This is a genomic window from Clostridium algoriphilum (genome assembly GCF_020443705.1).
In the GTDB taxonomy this organism is placed as follows: domain Bacteria; phylum Bacillota; class Clostridia; order Clostridiales; family Clostridiaceae; genus Clostridium_AD; species Clostridium_AD algoriphilum.
The window spans coordinates 157,681-175,520 of the sequence record NZ_JAIZZK010000003.1 but is presented as its reverse complement, the minus strand read 5'-3'; the positions used below and the strand labels follow the sequence as shown (position 1 = coordinate 175,520).

Here is a 17,840-nt window from a genome sequence, read left to right as displayed (position 1 = left end):
CACAATTGAGTAGTAAAATAAATATATATAGATCAATGATGAGCGTACAAACTAGTAATTCTAAATCATCATATAATAACAACAGCACAATGATGGGTACACAAAATGGTAAACCTCAATCAAATAATAGCTTTAATAATATGATTAAAATTATGAAAGGTAGTGGTTTTAGCAATGAAGTGACTGCTATGGAAAATCGGGATTCTACTGCTATGAATAAATTAGTGACTAAACTAAGTGATAGGGATTATAAAAAAATGGTAAGCGAAGAAAATACGAGTTAACATAAATATCTACCTTAAGTATAAATAGTATCTTTTCCCCAGACTAGACTTAAAAACTTAATGTTGTATAATCTTATTTATGCAATTGAGAAAACTCATATATTTAATATTTCTTCAAGTTTAATTTGCATATTAGGAGAAATCTGTTGAAAACCTCCAAGAATAAATCCATGCAAAAATTGAGGTTTAGGTGGATGCGTTTCTACAGGTTTTACGGATAGTACATACTCACTTGTTGCTTTAGGTATTTCAAAGGGTTCAATATATAAAAGCGGGGGGTGTTTACCTAAGTGTGCAAATATGCAGGCTGATAAATTATAAACCCAGTTATTTGGAGTCCCAAAACAAAATGCCCATCCATCCTTAGTATTGATGTTCCAACCGAACATGCTGTCCTGTGAATAATATTTTGAAAAGTTTACAGCAACCTCATAACAAGTGCTTCCCCCAATTCTATCTACTTTTGATTTTGCAATACTTTGTATCTCGTTGAAAACTTTATCTGAAATTGTTTGTTCACCCCCAATGATAAATATATTTTTATTATTATACTTAATTAACTTTTGTTTTGTAATCTCTGGTAATTTATCTCTATAAGTAAACAATATAGGTACTCCCATATGTGCAGAATAATATGCAGCGGGTACACTTTCGGTATGGTCATCAGCAGAGACTATCATTATATTCTTATTACCTTCCATAGAATCCGGTGCCATTTTATATCTAAACTCCATTGCTTCACTTGCAGCCCGAATAGGGTTATTCCCGGTAATTCTTATAACTGACAATCCTGCATTTAATAATTGCAATTCTATAATTGGAGCTACTGGGCCAACTATAAGTACCTTTGCAGGTACATCTTTACCAGTTGGAGATAATCTGATAATTTCATTAAAAGTTTCTTGTGAAAGATAATTTGCATTTGTAAAGACTATCGGTGCATTTATGGGGAAATGTATTAAGGGTGATGCAAGTAATCCATAGTGATAGGAAGTAAAAGGCACAAGTATAATTGCATTAGGCCTCCATTTTACTTTGGAACTTGGATATATGACCTTAGTAACATAATTATTAAATGTAAGTGGAACATCACCTAATATTCGTGTTGTATTAACAGTATCTATGGCAGGAGTGTAATAAGAGAAATTTGAATACATAAATATCTCCTTTCAAGAATTAGTTATTCATTATATTATATTGCTTTATTTTAAATATGTTCAATATCAATAGACACGGAGTGTTAGCAAAAAATAAGAGATGGACAAATATTTTTTTATAAGTTAATATATACCCATACCCCCATAGGTATAATTAAAATTTTTCTTAGGAGGCCAAAATATGCGTCAATGTATGGATATTCCAAAGGTTCAAGCAAGGATTAAAAAAATTGAGGGACAACTTAGAGCTATTTCAGAAATGGTAAACAAAGATGTACCATGTGAAGATCTTTTAATACAAATAAATGCAGCAAAAAGTGCATTACATAAAGTTGGGCAAGTAGTGCTCGAGGGTCATCTGCAACATTGCGTGCGAGATGGTATAGAGCATGGTGATGCTGACAAAACAATTGCCGAATTTGCAAAAGCTGTAGAGCATTTTTCAAGAATGAGTTAGGTGATATTATGAAGAAAATAATAGATTTTTTTAAAGATGAGGAAAAACGAATTATACTATTTTTAATAATTTCGGCTATTTCGTTAATTTTAAGTATATTGCATTATAATATATTTCAAATTGATATTGCATGGCTTGCAATCATTTTATGTGGCATTCCAATAATTAAAGGAGCTATTGAAGGACTTATAAAAGAATTTGATATTAAGGCAGATATTCTGGTTTCAATTGCACTTATTGCATCTATTATTATTGGTGAAACCTTTGCTGCAGGGGAGGTTGCCTTTATTATGGCACTTGGTGCATTACTCGAGGAGCGTACTGTAGCAAAGGCACGTGCTGGTATTGAAAAATTAGTACATCTTACACCACGAATTGCAAGAGTAGTTCGTGGTGGTGTAGAAAGCATTATACCTGCAGGAGAAGTTAAAATTGATGATATGCTTCGTGTGCTTGCAGGTGAAACTCTTGCAGTGGATGGTATTATAACCTTTGGACAAACATCAATTAACCAATCAGTTATGACTGGAGAGTCTCTACCAGTTGATAAAGAGGTAGGCGATGAAGTTTTTAGTGGTACTGTAAATCAATTTGGAACTTTTGATATGAGAGTTACAAAGGTTGGGGAGAACAGTTCACTTCAAAGGATGATTAAGTTAGTTGAATCTGCAGATGCAAGCAAAGCTGAAATTGTGGGCATTGCAGACAGATGGGCTACTTGGATAGTTGTGATTGCTCTCACAAGTGCATTTATTACATGGCTTGTTACGGGAGAGATTATTCGTAGTGTTACCATTCTTGTTGTCTTTTGCCCATGTGCTTTAGTTCTTGCAACGCCTACAGCTATTATGGCAAGCATTGGTAATGCTACAAAGTTTGGTATACTTGTTCGGGAAGGAGATGCTCTAGAAAGACTATCAAAGGTAACAATAATTGCATTTGATAAAACTGGAACACTTACTTACGGCAAACCTGATGTAGTAGCAGTTAAAAGCTATAATTCTGATATAAGTGTAGAACAGTTATTGGCAATTACGACTTCAGCTGAGCTACGTTCTGAGCATCCATTAGGTAAAGCTATTGTTTCACACTTTAGAAACATATCAAACATAACTCTAAAAGAACCACAGCAGTTTACAATGATTGCAGGTAGAGGCGTTAAAGCAATGATTTCAGGCGATATAATTTTTGCTGGAAATACACCACTATTGACTGAAAACTTCGTGACCATTTCTCAAAGCATGATTGACGATGCATCAAAATACATAAACGACGGGTGTACAATTATATATGTTGCTATAAACGGCTCTGAGGCAGGATTCTTGGCTCTATCTGATACACTTCGGAAGGATTCTTTTGATATGATTAAAGGGCTTAAAGCACTAAACGTAGAAAGTGTATTACTAACAGGAGATAATCCATTAACTGCTTCGCATATTGCTAAAAGTGTTGGTATAACAAGCTTTCATGCTCAATGTTTACCAGAAGATAAAATGTCCATAATTGAGAAATATCAAAATGAAAATAAGATGGTTTGTATGATTGGTGATGGAATTAACGATGCACCTGCCTTGAAAAAAGCATATGTAGGTGTTGCAATGGGTGGAATCGGTAGCGATATTGCTGTTGATGCGGCAGATATTGCACTTGTAAGTGATGACATTAAATGTATTCCTCACCTATTAAACTTATCACAGAAAACCATGAAAACCATTAAATTAAATTTGACTCTTTCAATGCTTCTCAATTTTGTAGCTATAATGCTTGCAATGGCAGGAATATTAAACCCAGTCACTGGTGCTTTAGTGCATAATGTTGGCTCTGTTGCAGTTATTATTAATTCTGCGCTCCTTTTAAACTTCAAAAGTAAATAACAAATAAATAAGTATTATAAATTTACATGACTTAAAATAAATATTAAATATACTTTTAATAGAAGGGTTTCTTCATAAAGTCTACATAATGAGGTGATAATATATAAATTAAGAGTATTATTAAATTAATATCCTAAGGTAAAATCACCTCCCCTTATAGGGAAGAAATAATAAACATTATGGAATCAGATATTCTATAAATAGATTATAAATTAAATGATATAAGGAGGAGTGTAATATGAAAAATAAAATACTCAACATTGAAGGTATGACCTGTGCTGCATGTGCAAAAGCTGTTGAAAGAGTTTCAAAAAAGTTGTCTGGTGTTGAGGAGGCTAGTGTAAATCTGGCTACAGAAAAATTAAACCTAATTTATGATGATTCATTAATAAAACTTTCCGATATACAAAATGCAGTTGCGAAGGCTGGGTACAAATTAGTAGTTCAAACAACTAACAAAACACTAAAACTCGAGGGAATGAGTTGTGCATCTTGTGCAAAAAACATAGAGAGAATAACCAGAAAACTTAATGGAGTTATAGAATCCAATGTTAACTATGCCACTGAAAAATTAACTATATCTTTTGAGCCATCTTTGGTTAAAATTTCGGATATAAAAAAGGCAATAGCAAAAGGAGGGTACAAGGCACTAGAGGAAGAAAGTAATGTGGATCTCGATAAAGAAAAAAAGGAAAATGAGATAAAAGCTTTGTGGAATAGATTTTTAATATCTGCAATTTTTGGAGTGCCACTATTAATTATTGCAATGGTACCAATGATTTTTGGTAAAATGAATATTATGCTTCCGAGTGTTATTGATCCTATGATGCATCTAAAAGAGTTTGCTGCTCTGCAATTAATACTTGTTCTGCCAATAATGGCGACAGGTAGAAGATATTTTATAGTGGGCTTTAAGTCTTTAGTAAGGTTAAGTCCTAATATGGATTCGTTAATATCAATGGGAGCATCAGCTGCATTTTTATACAGTATATTTGCAGTATATGAAATATTTATTGGTAATACAGGCTATGAGATGTATTTTGAATCAGCAGGTATAATTTTAACTCTTATAACTCTCGGAAAATATTTAGAATCAGTGACTAAAGGTAAGACTTCAGAGGCAATCAAAAAGCTTATGGGTCTCCAACCTAAAACTGCAATTATAATTAGAGAAGATAAAGAAATTGAGATCCCAATTGATGAGGTAGAAGTTGGAGATATAGTTGTTGTGAGGCCAGGAGAAAAAATGCCTGTGGATGGTGAAGTAATAGATGGAACTACATCTGTAGATGAGTCAATGCTCACAGGTGAGAGTATGCCAGTTGAAAAAAGTATTGGACATAAAATAATAGGAGCAAGTATAAATAAAAATGGTTCTATTAAGTTTAAAGCAACTAAGGTTGGCAAAGACACGGCTCTTGCACAAATTATTACATTAGTTGAAAATGCTCAAGGTTCAAAAGCTCCAATAGCTAAAATGGCAGATATTATATCTGGTTACTTTGTTCCTGTGGTTATAGGACTTGCGCTAGTATCGTCATTATCTTGGCTTTTAGCTGGTCAAACAGGAGTTTTCGCATTAACAATATTCATCTCAGTGCTTGTAATAGCTTGCCCATGTGCTCTTGGTTTAGCTACACCAACAGCTATAATGGTTGGAACAGGAAAAGGCGCTGAATATGGAGTTCTTATAAAAAGCGGAACAGCCCTTGAAACTGCTCATAAAATTCAAACTATCGTATTTGATAAAACAGGAACTCTTACTGAGGGAAAACCAAAGGTAACAGATATACTTACTGTAGAAGGTATAAATGAAGATTATTTGCTCATAATAGCAGCCACTGCAGAAAAAGGTTCAGAGCATCCGCTTGGTGAAGCTATTGTTAAGGGAGCAGAGGAAAGAAAATTAGAATTTAGAAAGACAGAAAAATTTAATGCTATTCCGGGGCAGGGTATAGAAGTAACTATCGATAGTAAAAAAATATTATTAGGGAACAAAAAACTTATGGATGAAAGTCATATTTCCGTTCAAAGTTTAGAGAACCAATCAGATAAACTTGCTGAAGAAGGAAAGACACCTATGTATATTGCTATTGAAGGAACTCTAAGCGGAATAATAGCAGTAGCCGACACAGTAAAAGAAAATAGTAAAAAAGCTATAGAAAGACTTCATAGCATGGGAATAGAGGTTGCTATGATAACTGGTGATAATAAAAGGACCGCAGGAGCTATTGCGGCGCAAGTTGGCATTGATTCAATACTCGCTGAGGTATTACCGGAAGATAAAGCAAATGAAGTTAAAAAACTTCAAGCAGAAGGTAAAAAGGTTGCTATGGTTGGGGATGGAATTAATGATGCTCCAGCACTTGCTCAAGCTGATATTGGCATTGCCATAGGATCGGGTACAGATGTTGCAATGGAATCCGCAGATATTGTACTTATGAGAAGTGACCTAATGGATGTAGCTACAGCACTTCAACTAAGTAAGAAAACTATAACAAATATTAAGCAAAATTTATTTTGGGCATTTGGGTATAACATCCTTGGGATACCAATTGCAATGGGAGTACTACATTTATTTGGTGGTCCACTTTTAAATCCTATTATTGCAGCACTTGCAATGAGTTTTAGTTCAGTTTCAGTATTAACAAATGCATTACGCTTAAAGGGGTTTAAGCCATTAACATAAAGTTTCTTTAAATAGAAAAAGCATAGTCAAAATAGTATTTGTGTCATATTGACATTAGGGGGGATTATTAATGAGTAAAAAAATGCCAGTATTGTTTATTGGCCACGGAAGTCCTATGAATGCAGTGTTAAATAATTCATATACAGAATCTATTAGTAAATTAACTAAAAACTTACCTAGGCCAGAAGCAATTTTAGTGATTTCAGCTCACTGGGAAACCGATGGAACTTTTATAACGTCTTCGGATTCGCCAGAGCAGATATATGATTTTTACGGGTTTCCAGAAGAACTCTATAATCTTAAATATAATCCGACCGGATCTAAAAAGTATGCAGAAATGGTTGCGCGAGAACTTGTGGATTCGAAGGTTATGCTCACTGAAAAATGGGGATTGGACCATGGTGCTTGGTCAGTACTTACACATATGTATCCGAAAGCCGATATTCCAGTATTTCAAATGAGTTTAAATCGATTAGGCGATGAGCAGTATCATTATGACCTTGGCAAAAAACTATCTAAGCTTCGAGATAAAGGAATTTTAATAATAGGAAGTGGAGATATAGTTCATAACTTAAGAATAATGGATTATGATATGAATGCAACCCCATTTGATTGGGCAACTGAATTTGATAACTATATTTGCGATGCTGTAGTAAATAGAAAACATAATAATATTATATCATATCAAAAACTAGGTAAAAGTGCTGAGTTATCTGTACCAACTAAAGAGCATTACCTGCCATTACTTTATATAGTTGGTTTGCAAGAAGACTCTGATGAAGTTAATTATATATACAAGGGCATACAACACGGTTCTATGTCTATGACCAGTATACAAATAGGCTAAAATTTATAATGTATGGTATAATAAATCAAATGAAAAAGCTGTGAAGTTTACTTCACAGCTTTTATTATTAAAGTAAAGGGGGACTTCGCTTTAATTTACCAGTTACTAATTCAACAATAACATATAACTGTTACGATTCAATGAAGAAAGCATTAAGTATTTGTTAACTATAAACATACATAAATTTCCATATGTTGCTAACTTATTTATTTTATAAATATAAACATCAAAAATAGCCGGTAGAGTCAAAGGCTTTAAATATTAGGTGACATTATGGGAAAAACGAGTATAATTAATTCAACACTAATTTATGATAGTGGTAAACTAATAAAAAAATTTTAATTGTAATAAAGTGTGCAATAAAAATTAAAACGTATTAGAAATTAAAAAATAACCTGCATTATTTTTTTTTATCATTAATTATTACAAGTATAATACTGCTATCAATGTTATACATAGGGAAAATAATAAAAAGAAAGGATATAAATTAATTGACTTTTTATAGAAGGTATCACACAGGAGGATAATTATGGAAATTATAGTTACAAAGTTCGGTGGAAGTTCATTATGTGATAGTAATCAATTTAAAAAAGTAAAAGATATAGTATTGTCTGATGAAAGACGATGTTATGTTATACCATCAGCTCCAGGTAAGAGGAGTAAAGGTGATTATAAAATTACAGACCTATTATATTTATGCCATCAACATGCGAAAAAATCATTGCCATTTGATGAGTTATTAAAAATAATTGATGAAAGATATACTATTTTATGTAGCGAATTAAAACTTTCCATTGATATGTCAAAATATTTATGTGATCTTAAGGAAGAGATACTTAATGGAGCTACAGAAGATTTTGTAGCAAGTAGGGGAGAATATTTAAATGGGTTAATGCTCGCTGAATATTTAGGGTATGAATTTATTGATGCTGCTGATATAATTATATTTAAGAAAAGTGGACGTTTGGATGAGCTCGCAACTTATGACGCTGTAAAGAATATATTATCAAAGGTTAAAAAAGCGGTAATACCTGGATTTTATGGCTCATCTCCTGACGGTAAAATAAAAACATTTTCAAGAGGTGGCTCTGACATTACCGGTGCAATAATATCTAGAGGTATAGGTGCAACTGTTTATGAAAACTGGACAGATGTGTCAGGGTTCTTAATGGCAGACCCTCGCATTGTGAGTAATCCTAAACCTATTAAGGAAGTTACCTACAAAGAACTTAGAGAACTCTCATATATGGGGGCAAATGTTTTTCATGAGGAAGCAATTTTTCCTGTTAAAAATGATGGAATTCCAATCAACATAAAAAACACTAATGACCCTTTAGGAAAAGGAACATTTATACTAGATTCTAAATCAGAAGGAAAACCTGGAAGTATAACAGGAATAGCAGGAAAAAAAGATTTTACGGTCATAGCGATTGAAAAAACACTTATGAATAGGGACATAGGATATTGCCGCAGAATTCTTTCAGTTCTTGAAAACAATAATGTAGCATTTGAACATATTCCATCAGGAATAGATTCAGTGTCACTAGTAATAGATGATTCAGAACTTGACAACAAGATAGATAAGATACTCGAGGAAATAGAATATCAATGTAGCCCAGATTCAATAATTGTACATCCTAATATGGCACTAATCGCAGTTGTTGGAGAAGGTATGATAAAAACTAAAGGAATATCTGCTAAAGTATTTAGTGCATTATCAAAATGTAATATAAATATTAGAATGATTAATCAAGGATCAAGTGAGCTAAGCATTATTATTGGTGTAGAAAACGATGATTTTGAAAATGCAATTAGGGCAGTATACGGAGCCTTTGATATTTAGTTATTATCTGCGGAGCTGTTCATGATTTGCGAATATGCAATTATTAATTTAAAGTTTAAAAGGAGGAAATTAATATGGAAAAGGTGAAAATAGCAATTCTGGGTTTTGGAAATGTTGGAACAGGCGTGTGGAAAATATTACAAGAGAATAAAAAAGAAATAATGAAGAGGTCAAACTGCCAAATAGAGGTAGCTAAAATACTCGTAAACGACATAAATAAAAAAAGAGATATTGATATATCTAAGGAAATATTGACAGATAATATTGATGATATAATAAACGACGAGAGTATAAAAATTGTTGTTGAGCTTGTTGGTGGACGAGATGAAGCTAAGCAGTACATGATACGTGCAATGAAGGCTAAAAAACATATTGTAACTGCTAACAAATTGGTTATTGCAAACTGGGGCGAAGAGTTATTTAAGATAGCTGATGAGGAGAATGTTTTATTTTATTATGAGGCAAGTGTTGCTGGTGGTATTCCAATAATACGTGAAATTAATGAAAGTCTTACTGCAAATAGAATAGAACAGATAATTGGAATTATAAACGGAACAACTAATTATATATTAAGTAAAATGACATTAGAAGGACTTAGCTTTGAGCAGGCTTTAAAAGAGGCCCAAGAAAAAGGATATGCTGAAGCAGATCCAACATCTGATGTGGAGGGCTATGATGCTGTATATAAGCTTGCTATAATGGCTTCATTATCCTTTGGAACTAAGGTGGATCATGATCGCATTTATAGAGAGGGAATAAGCAAAATTAGTGCTGTTGATATAGAGTATGCTAAGAAATTTGGTTATACAATAAAACTTTTAGCAATAGCTAAAGAAGAAAACAACAAATTAGAGTTAAGAGTACATCCAACACTAATACCATCAAGTCACCCAATGGCAAATGTAAATGATGCATTTAATGCAATTCTTATTAAAGGAAATGCAGTTGGGGAACTAATGCTTTATGGACAAGGTGCAGGAGACATGCCAACTGGAAGTGCAGTTGTAGGAGATATTATATCTATATTGAGAAACAATGTAAAGCCATCTGAATTAAAAGCACTAAATGATGATGCTGATTTTAAAGAAGTAAAAAAATCAGAAGAAAATGAGTCAGAATTTTATATTAGACTTAATGTTAATGATCGTGCAGGAGTTTTAGGAGATACAGCGAAAATATTTGGAGGTAATAATGTTAGCATTACATCTATTACTCAAGATGTAGTTCATAAAGAACATGTATTACTAGCATTTATTACACATAAAAGTGCAGAAAAGAATATTAATAATTCACTTAAAAAAATAAAAGAACTTGAAAATGTTAATGAAATAGAAAGTATAATAAGAATAGAATCATTTAATTAGTGGAAACGACAGGGTAGCTACCCTGTCGTTTAAATTATATTCAATATTTTTTTTTATAAAAGTGGGATAGTACCAGCATCTGTTAGTATGCTGGTACTATCCCACTTTAAACGTTAATGAAGTCTTTAAAATTTTAGAATTATTAGGTATAAATAACCTGATTAATCACAAAATATTAGAGTGGAGGCTGATTTAATGTTGAATTCTATAAAGAATTTTTTTTCGTTAAGTGAAGGTAATAATAAAAAACAAGATATAAGTCATAAAAACATAAAAGAAGAATACAAAAACTTGAAAGTTTCAAATAGATTAAAGGAAAATAGTAATAATATAAATAATATTTTTGAAAAATCGACTGATTTAATTATAAGAGAATTCAAGATTGCAAGTAATGAAAAATTCGGGGCTATTCTTGTGTATATAGATAATATGATAGAAACAATAATATTTGAAGAATCTATTATTGAAAGATTGATAAATAAAAAGGTTGAATATTCATATCCTCCTAATAGTAAAGAGTATTCACAGTATTTACTGGGGATAAGCGATAACAATATATATCAAGACCTAAGCAGAGTTGTGGATTCAATATTAGACGGTAAAGTTGCTTTATTTGTAGATGGAATAAATGAGGCAATTATAATTGATATAAATAACCCTCCTGGCAGGAATGTGGAGGAACCCCAATCGGAAACTGTTTTGCGGGGCCCCAGGGAGGGATTTACAGAATCTATAAGTTCTAACATAACACTTTTAAGAAAGAAAATTAAGAGCACAAATCTTAAAATGGAAGAATTTAGAGTCGGAACAGAGACAAAAACAAAAGTTATCATTGTCTATCTTTCAAATATAGTTAATCCTAAGATAGTAAATGAGGTAAAAGAAAGAATAAATAAAATTGATATAGATTTTGTATTGGAATCTAACTATATAAAAGAGTACATAGGGGATGAGCCTTCAAGTAATTTTCCTACTGTATATAGTACAGAAAAGCCAGATGTGATAGCCGGTAAGCTACTAGAAGGACGTGTTGCCATTTTAACTGATGGAACTCCCATAGTTTTAACTGTCCCTTCACTTTTTACAGAATTTTTTTTAAACAATGAGGATTATTATTTGAAATTTGTTGCAGCCACATTTAATAGATGGATTCGATATATAGCATTTGTTATATCCACGACATTACCAGGATTTTACGTAGCTATAACAACATTTCATCCAGAGCTTATTCCAACTCCTTTAATAGTAACTTTAATAAAAACCCGTGCTGGTGTACCTTATTCTGCTTTAGTTGAGTGCATATTAATGTTAAGCGTCTATGAGTTACTTAGGGAGGCTGGTGTCAGGATGCCAAGGGCGCTCGGGCAGACTATAAGCGTTGTTGGTGCACTGGTGTTAGGCCAAGCAGCAGTTGAAGCAGGTCTTGCTAGTACAGCTATGGTTATAGTTATAGCTCTTACAGCATTATCTTCATTTGCTTTACCATCTACAGATATGAGCTTGGCATTAACATATCCAAGAGCAATATTTCTTCTTCTTGGTGGAGCATTGGGATTTGTGGGCCTTACCTGCGGAATGATAATACTGCTTTTGAGATTAACATCATTAAGGTCCTATGGTGTTCCATATTTAATCCCTATGGCTCCAATTCAAGGAAAAAGACTGTTAGACATATTTATAAGAAGACCTCTATTGAAGAAGTTTAAGAAATCCTGGTTTATTAAAGGAAGGAATAGTACACGTAGATAACTACTTTACTAAAAATTGATAACTACTTTACTAAAAATTTTTATAGAGAGAACAAAAAGAAGTTAAAGTAAAAAGAAAATGAGGAGTAGTTTATGAAAAAAATTATTTTTATTTTCCTATTGATTATGATTTCGATTTTTACAACTAGTTGTAAGGGAACAAAAGTGGAACTTAATAACCTGGCTGTAGCTGTGGCAATAGGATATGATATAACACCTGAGGGGAAATACATGTTAACTGCACAGATATTAAATCCACAAAAAGACTCAAGTGGAGGTATGATGGGAAAAAAAGCTGGAAGTCAGCAGAAGGCTACAGATGTAGTGGTTTTTAACTCTATAGGTGATAGTATTTCTGATTGTAAAGGTCAATTAACTATAAAGCTTGGTAAGGAACTAAATTATAGTCATGTAAGCTTTATAGTGGTAGGTAAGCACCTGGCAGATTCAGGAATATACACGGTCTTAGATGCTGCATTAAGAGGTTATAAAATGAGCCCGGATACTCCATTGCTTGTAACAAAAGGTGACGCTTTCGATATTATAAGGGCAACCTCAGTTCAAGAGAAAATTCCTGCTAATGAATTGGATAATATATTAAGTTTACAATCCAGTTTTGGTTTCACAAATACTGTTTCAATCTTAGATTTTGTTAATTCTTTATCAAGTAAGACAGCATCGCCTGTTGTAGGGGTTGTTAATTTAAGTGAAGATAATGATGCAGATGAAACATTTGAAGTGGTTGGTACTGCAGTCTTTAAGAAGGATAAGCTCTTGGGATTTATGGGCATGAACGAAACACGAGGTATGCAATGGATAAAAGGTAAGGTTAAGTTCGGTTTTATAACAACTTTATCACAGGATGGAGCTAAAATAACTTTTGAGATTGATAGATCAAGTAGTAAGATAAAACCCTCAATAAAAACTGATTCATATGCAATGCTGATAACCATAAAAGAAGAGAGCGTGATATGTGAGATGACAGATGAGTTGGATCCAATGAAGACCCCTGAAATAATGAATAGATTAAATATCAGACAGGATGATGCCATATCTAATGAAATTAAGTTAGCCATAAATGCAGCACAAAAAAAGTTTGATGCAGATATTTTTGGGTTTGGTGAAATTATACATAGAGATTGTCCTAAAGAATGGACTCATATTGAAGGAAAATGGAAGGATATATTTCCTGATTTAAATATCAAGGTAACGGTAAGTTCTAGTTTAAAGAGACCTGGATATATATCTAAACCTATGAATTGATAGAAAAATTTTTAAAGAAGGTGGAACTTAAGTGAAAACAAAAATATCAGCTTTTCAACTCTTTAGTGCCATTGTAATGGTGCCCTATGGTACTGCAGTGATTTATTTCATGACCCCTAAAGCAAAACAGGATGCTTGGATATCAATGCTTATTTATATACTTGCAGGCATTATTCTGCAACTTATTTATGTTGAATTATGGAAAAAATATCCTAAGGATACTATAGTTACATATATGCCCAAAATTTTTGGGAAAGTAATAGGATATACATTGAGTGTAATATATATTATTTATTTTGCTTATGAAGCTGCAAGAGCAACAAGAGATATTAGTGAACTTATATTAATTGCTGTAATGCCTAGAATGTCGATGTACATAATTGGAATATTATTTATGTCTACAGTTATATATGGAACATACACTGGAATTGAAAATTTATCACGAGTGTGCTGTATTTTTCTGATTTTGTTTGTGTTTTTATTTGTGATGAAATGGATATTCTTACTTTCAACGCCAGATGCATTAAAATTTTATAATTTAAAGCCTGTGCTTGAAAAAGGTATATTACCTGTTATAAAAGAAGGGTGGCCCCTCATTACTTTTCCATATGGTGAGAGTATTGTATTAGCTATGCTATATCCATCAGTCACTGAATCATCAAGAGTAAGAAAAGCAGCAGTGTTAGCTACTATAATTTTAGGAATTCTCCTTACGGTTAACGCTATAATGTTTATATCAGTACTTGGATTAAACTTCGCGACTACTTCACTATTTCCCTTTCTTCAGATCTTTCGGATCATGAAAATAGGAGAGGCCTTTAACAGATTGGGTATACTTGCTATTCTCTATATGTTAATAGGTGGTTTTATTAAGGTGAGCTTTTTTATGTATGGATCTATGTTAGGTATATCTCAACTAATAAAATTAGATAACACTAAAAATTTAGCGCTACCTTTGGGTATCGCGGTTTTTATTACTTCACTGTTAATAGCTTCAGATTATCCTCAGCATATATATATAGGTCAAGAAACACTTAAATATATCCTTTTACCATTAGCTGTAATAATTCCAGCCATTGCATTAATTGTGTATTATTTAAAAGCTTTGTTAAAAAAAATAATGAAATATATATAACAATCTATAATGGGTATGGCAAGAATTAATGATTTAAATCATTAATTCTTGCCATACCCATATCCGATGGTTACTTACAATACACCATTTAAATTCATAGGAACTATTTATTCACACTTAAAGAATTTTCTTGCAAACGCTACAGTTTGAGTTGCATCTTTTGCATAATAATCGGCACCTATCATTTTTGCATACTCCTCATTTAAAACTGCCCCTCCAACAAGAACTGTGCAATCCAAATTATTGTCATGAAGTGCTTTTATTGTTTCACCCATGCTACGAACTGTTGTGGTCATAAGTGCACTTAAACCAACTAATTTAATGTTTCCACTCTTCACTGCATTAACTACAACATCCTCGTGAACATCTTTACCAAGGTCTATTACGTCAAAGCCATAGTTTTCAAGTAATATTTTAACTATATTTTTTCCTATATCGTGTATGTCGCCTTTAACAGTTGCAAGCACAATTGTGCCTTTACTAAGTTTTTTGTCTTTGCTTGCCATCATTCTTTCTTTAATTATTTCAAATGATTTTTTTACTGTTTCTGCAGATTGTAATAATTGAGGAAGAAATATTTCTCCAATTTCATACTTTTTACCCACAATATCAAGCGATGGAATTAGATACTTGTTTACAACTTCCATTTCGGACATTGTTTTTAAAAGTTCTTTTGTTAATGCTGCAGCCTCTTCTTTCATGCCATCAATAATGATTCTACTTAAATCTCTATCATTACTAGTGACTCCAGTAACTTGTTTTCCTGCAAAGGATGAATAAACACTTATATACTTCTTTGATGCAATATCCTTATTCCATAAAACATTAAATGCATGTATTGTTGCCATCATAGCCTCAGACATAGGATTTAATATAGGCGCATCAAGTCCAGCGGTTAATGCAGCAGCCAAAAATGTTTTATTTAATAGCTCTCTTTGTGGTAAGCCAAATGATACGTTACTTACTCCAAGAGTAGTTTTAACTCCTAATGTAGACTTAACAAGCCCAACGGCACGAATAGTTTCCTTAACTTCACTTTGTTGAGCAGATGCAGTTAAAACAAGGCAATCTATTATAATGTCTGACTTATCTATTCCATACTCCTGTGCACGGCGTACAATTTTCTCAGCTACTTTAAGTCTTCCTTCAGCTGTCTTTGGGATACCGTCTTCATCAATGGTGAGGCCTATTACACATGCACCATATTTCTTAACTATTGGGAATATAGAATCCATTGTATCGTCTTTACCATTAACAGAATTTATGAGCGGTTTACCATTATATATTCTAACTGCTGCTTCAATTACGTCACATCGTACACTGTCTATTTGAAGGGGAAGATTAACCACACTTTGTATTTCTTTAATTGCTCGAACCATAACTTCAAGTTCATCAATTTCAGGAAGTCCCACATTTACATCAAGTATATCTGCACCTGCATCTCTTTGATTAATAGCCTCAATGAGAAGATAATCCATATTGTTACTTTTTAAAGCTTCTTTAAGCTTCTTTTTGCCTGTGGGATTTATTCTCTCACCGATAACTCTTATTTCTTCTCCAAGAGCTACTGTTAAGGAGGGAGAGCTGACAGCTGTTATTCGTTTAACGTCTCGTTTAACTGGAGTTAACTTTATAATCTCATCTTTTATAGCTTTTATGTGCTCACAAGTGGTTCCACAGCAACCTCCAAGTATTGTAACACCAAGCTCTGCCATAATTTTTGCATATTGCGCAAATTCATGTGCATGAACATCATAAACTGCCTCTCCATTTATAAGTTTAGGAAGACCTGCATTAGGCTGAACTATAACTGGTATGCTTGAGTATTTAAGAATCTCTCCGATTATGGGAAGCATTTCATTTGGTCCCAGGGAACAGTTCACTCCAAGTGCATCGACTCCAAGTCCTTGAAGTACATTGACCATAGTTAGTGGGTCCGTTCCTGTTAATGTCCGTTCGTCATCTTGATATGACATTGTACATATTACTGGAAGTGAACTATTTTCTTTAGCAGCAAGAATAGCAGCTTTTGCTTCATAAATATCAGACATTGTTTCAATAAGTATAATATCAGCGCCACAGTTAGCACCGATTTTAATCTGCTCTGCAAAGGTTTCATATGCATCATTAAATGACAATGTCCCAAGTGGCTGCATTAATTGTCCAATAGGTCCAATATCAAGTGCAACAAATTTGTCGCCAGCAACTTTTCTTGCTATTTTTACTGCATTTCCTACAATTTGTTCAACAGCATATTGCGTATTTTTAAGTTTATACCTGTTTGCACCAAATGTGTTAGTAGTTATAACGTCGCATCCAACACCTAGATATTCACTATGAATTTTTTCAATAATTTCTGGGTGTAATATATTATAGCTTTCTGGTAATTCACCCCTCTGCATTCCGTATTTTTGAAGCATTGTTCCCATAGCCCCGTCAAATAATAAAAAGTTATTAAAGTTTATTTTATTTTGCACAATGTCCCCCATCCTTTCTGAATTCGCAACCTACATTTTTACAACTTGCGCATCCGGTATGTTTTTTTGAACTTGCAATTTTACTAAGCCCTATAAGTGCGGTTACCGATTTTCTTGGAAGCATAATACTATTTTCAGTAATAGATAATCCTATTTTTTTATAAGCATCTAATACATTTAATATTTCAGTACCATTATCAATAGCGAAGTCTCCATAACCTGGGCTATATCTAGTTGTAATATGTAGATTATCCTTTAATGCGTTATTCATAATTACATCTTGAAGTTCATCACATACATACTCTATTGCTGTGCTTGCACAGGCATCCATGATTACACCTTTCGTTATGTCAAACCTTGAATAGTAAGTTAGTTTGCTATCGACAGCAGCACCTAATGTTGCAGCCATAACTACACACTTTTCACAGGTTAGTAGGAGATCTTTTATATCTTTATCTTTTAAAACTAAAGTGCTACCTAGTAAGAAAAGTTGATTGTTTTTTCTTTCAATATCGAAAATTTCATATACAGAACTAGCTTTGCTTATATCAATTATCTCTCGCGTGCAAACATCAATTAAATCGGTCATATTTTTATCGATATTTTGATTTTTATAACCCAAATATCTTAATACTTCTTTTTTATCAATTTCCATAGTAGCCTCCACTTAGTTTTATACTAGAATAAGGTATAAATATAATA

At 32.8% G+C, this 17,840-nt stretch carries 13 protein-coding genes; 10 read left to right on the top strand and 3 right to left on the bottom strand.

What is annotated here, in order from left to right:
* The first annotated feature begins 35 nt into the window (after positions 1-35).
* A complete protein-coding gene (locus LGK95_RS04440) occupies positions 36-284 on the top strand; it encodes a hypothetical protein (RefSeq protein WP_226122688.1) in 249 nt (82 codons plus the stop codon).
* Between the two features lie 95 nt (positions 285-379).
* Here the strand turns inward: LGK95_RS04440 and LGK95_RS04435 are convergent, their stop codons facing one another.
* Positions 380-1,441, bottom strand: coding sequence for a cell wall-binding repeat-containing protein (locus LGK95_RS04435; protein ID WP_226122685.1), 1,062 nt, complete (start codon positions 1,439-1,441; stop codon positions 380-382).
* Between the two features lie 181 nt (positions 1,442-1,622).
* On the opposite strand from LGK95_RS04435, the gene LGK95_RS04430 reads away from it, so the two are divergent.
* The 9 genes from LGK95_RS04430 to LGK95_RS04390 all read left to right on the top strand — a co-directional run bounded on the left by LGK95_RS04430 (position 1,623) and on the right by LGK95_RS04390 (position 14,661).
* On the top strand, positions 1,623-1,898 hold the full coding sequence (locus LGK95_RS04430; RefSeq protein ID WP_226122683.1) for a metal-sensing transcriptional repressor: 276 nt from the start codon (positions 1,623-1,625) through the stop codon (positions 1,896-1,898).
* 8 nt (positions 1,899-1,906) lie between these two features.
* Positions 1,907-3,772, top strand: coding sequence for a heavy metal translocating P-type ATPase (locus LGK95_RS04425; protein ID WP_226122652.1), 1,866 nt, complete (start codon positions 1,907-1,909; stop codon positions 3,770-3,772).
* A gap of 238 nt (positions 3,773-4,010) precedes the next feature.
* On the top strand, positions 4,011-6,461 hold the full coding sequence (locus tag LGK95_RS04420) for a heavy metal translocating P-type ATPase (RefSeq protein ID WP_226122651.1): 2,451 nt from the start codon (positions 4,011-4,013) through the stop codon (positions 6,459-6,461).
* A gap of 70 nt (positions 6,462-6,531) precedes the next feature.
* Positions 6,532-7,308 carry a 4,5-DOPA-extradiol-dioxygenase gene (gene ygiD / locus LGK95_RS04415; protein ID WP_226122650.1) on the top strand — a complete coding sequence of 259 codons (777 nt, stop codon included), beginning with the start codon at positions 6,532-6,534 and terminating at the stop codon, positions 7,306-7,308.
* A 526-nt stretch (positions 7,309-7,834) separates the two neighbouring features.
* Entirely contained in the window at positions 7,835-9,151 is a 1,317-nt protein-coding gene (locus LGK95_RS04410; protein ID WP_226122836.1) for an aspartate kinase, read from the top strand.
* 74 nt (positions 9,152-9,225) lie between these two features.
* Complete coding sequence (locus LGK95_RS04405) at positions 9,226-10,515, top strand: homoserine dehydrogenase (RefSeq protein WP_226122640.1); 1,290 nt, start codon at positions 9,226-9,228, stop codon at positions 10,513-10,515.
* A gap of 195 nt (positions 10,516-10,710) precedes the next feature.
* Positions 10,711-12,264 (top strand): spore germination protein, encoded by a 1,554-nt coding sequence (locus LGK95_RS04400; protein ID WP_226122638.1) that lies wholly within the window; start codon positions 10,711-10,713, stop codon positions 12,262-12,264.
* 92 nt (positions 12,265-12,356) lie between these two features.
* A complete protein-coding gene (locus LGK95_RS04395; protein WP_226122636.1) occupies positions 12,357-13,526 on the top strand; it encodes a Ger(x)C family spore germination protein in 1,170 nt (389 codons plus the stop codon).
* 31 nt (positions 13,527-13,557) lie between these two features.
* Positions 13,558-14,661: a GerAB/ArcD/ProY family transporter gene (locus LGK95_RS04390; RefSeq protein ID WP_226122634.1), complete on the top strand. Its 1,104-nt coding sequence runs from the start codon at positions 13,558-13,560 to the stop codon at positions 14,659-14,661.
* Between the two features lie 107 nt (positions 14,662-14,768).
* Here the strand turns inward: LGK95_RS04390 and LGK95_RS04385 are convergent, their stop codons facing one another.
* Positions 14,769-17,150 (bottom strand): homocysteine S-methyltransferase family protein, encoded by a 2,382-nt coding sequence (locus LGK95_RS04385; protein ID WP_226122632.1) that lies wholly within the window; start codon positions 17,148-17,150, stop codon positions 14,769-14,771.
* The gene (locus LGK95_RS04380; protein ID WP_226122631.1) at positions 17,128-17,793 is read right to left on the bottom strand and encodes a vitamin B12 dependent-methionine synthase activation domain-containing protein; all 666 of its coding nucleotides are present in this window, start codon (positions 17,791-17,793) and stop codon (positions 17,128-17,130) included. The genes LGK95_RS04385 and LGK95_RS04380 overlap by 23 nt, the downstream gene beginning before the upstream one ends.
* Positions 17,794-17,840: the final 47 nt, after the last annotated feature.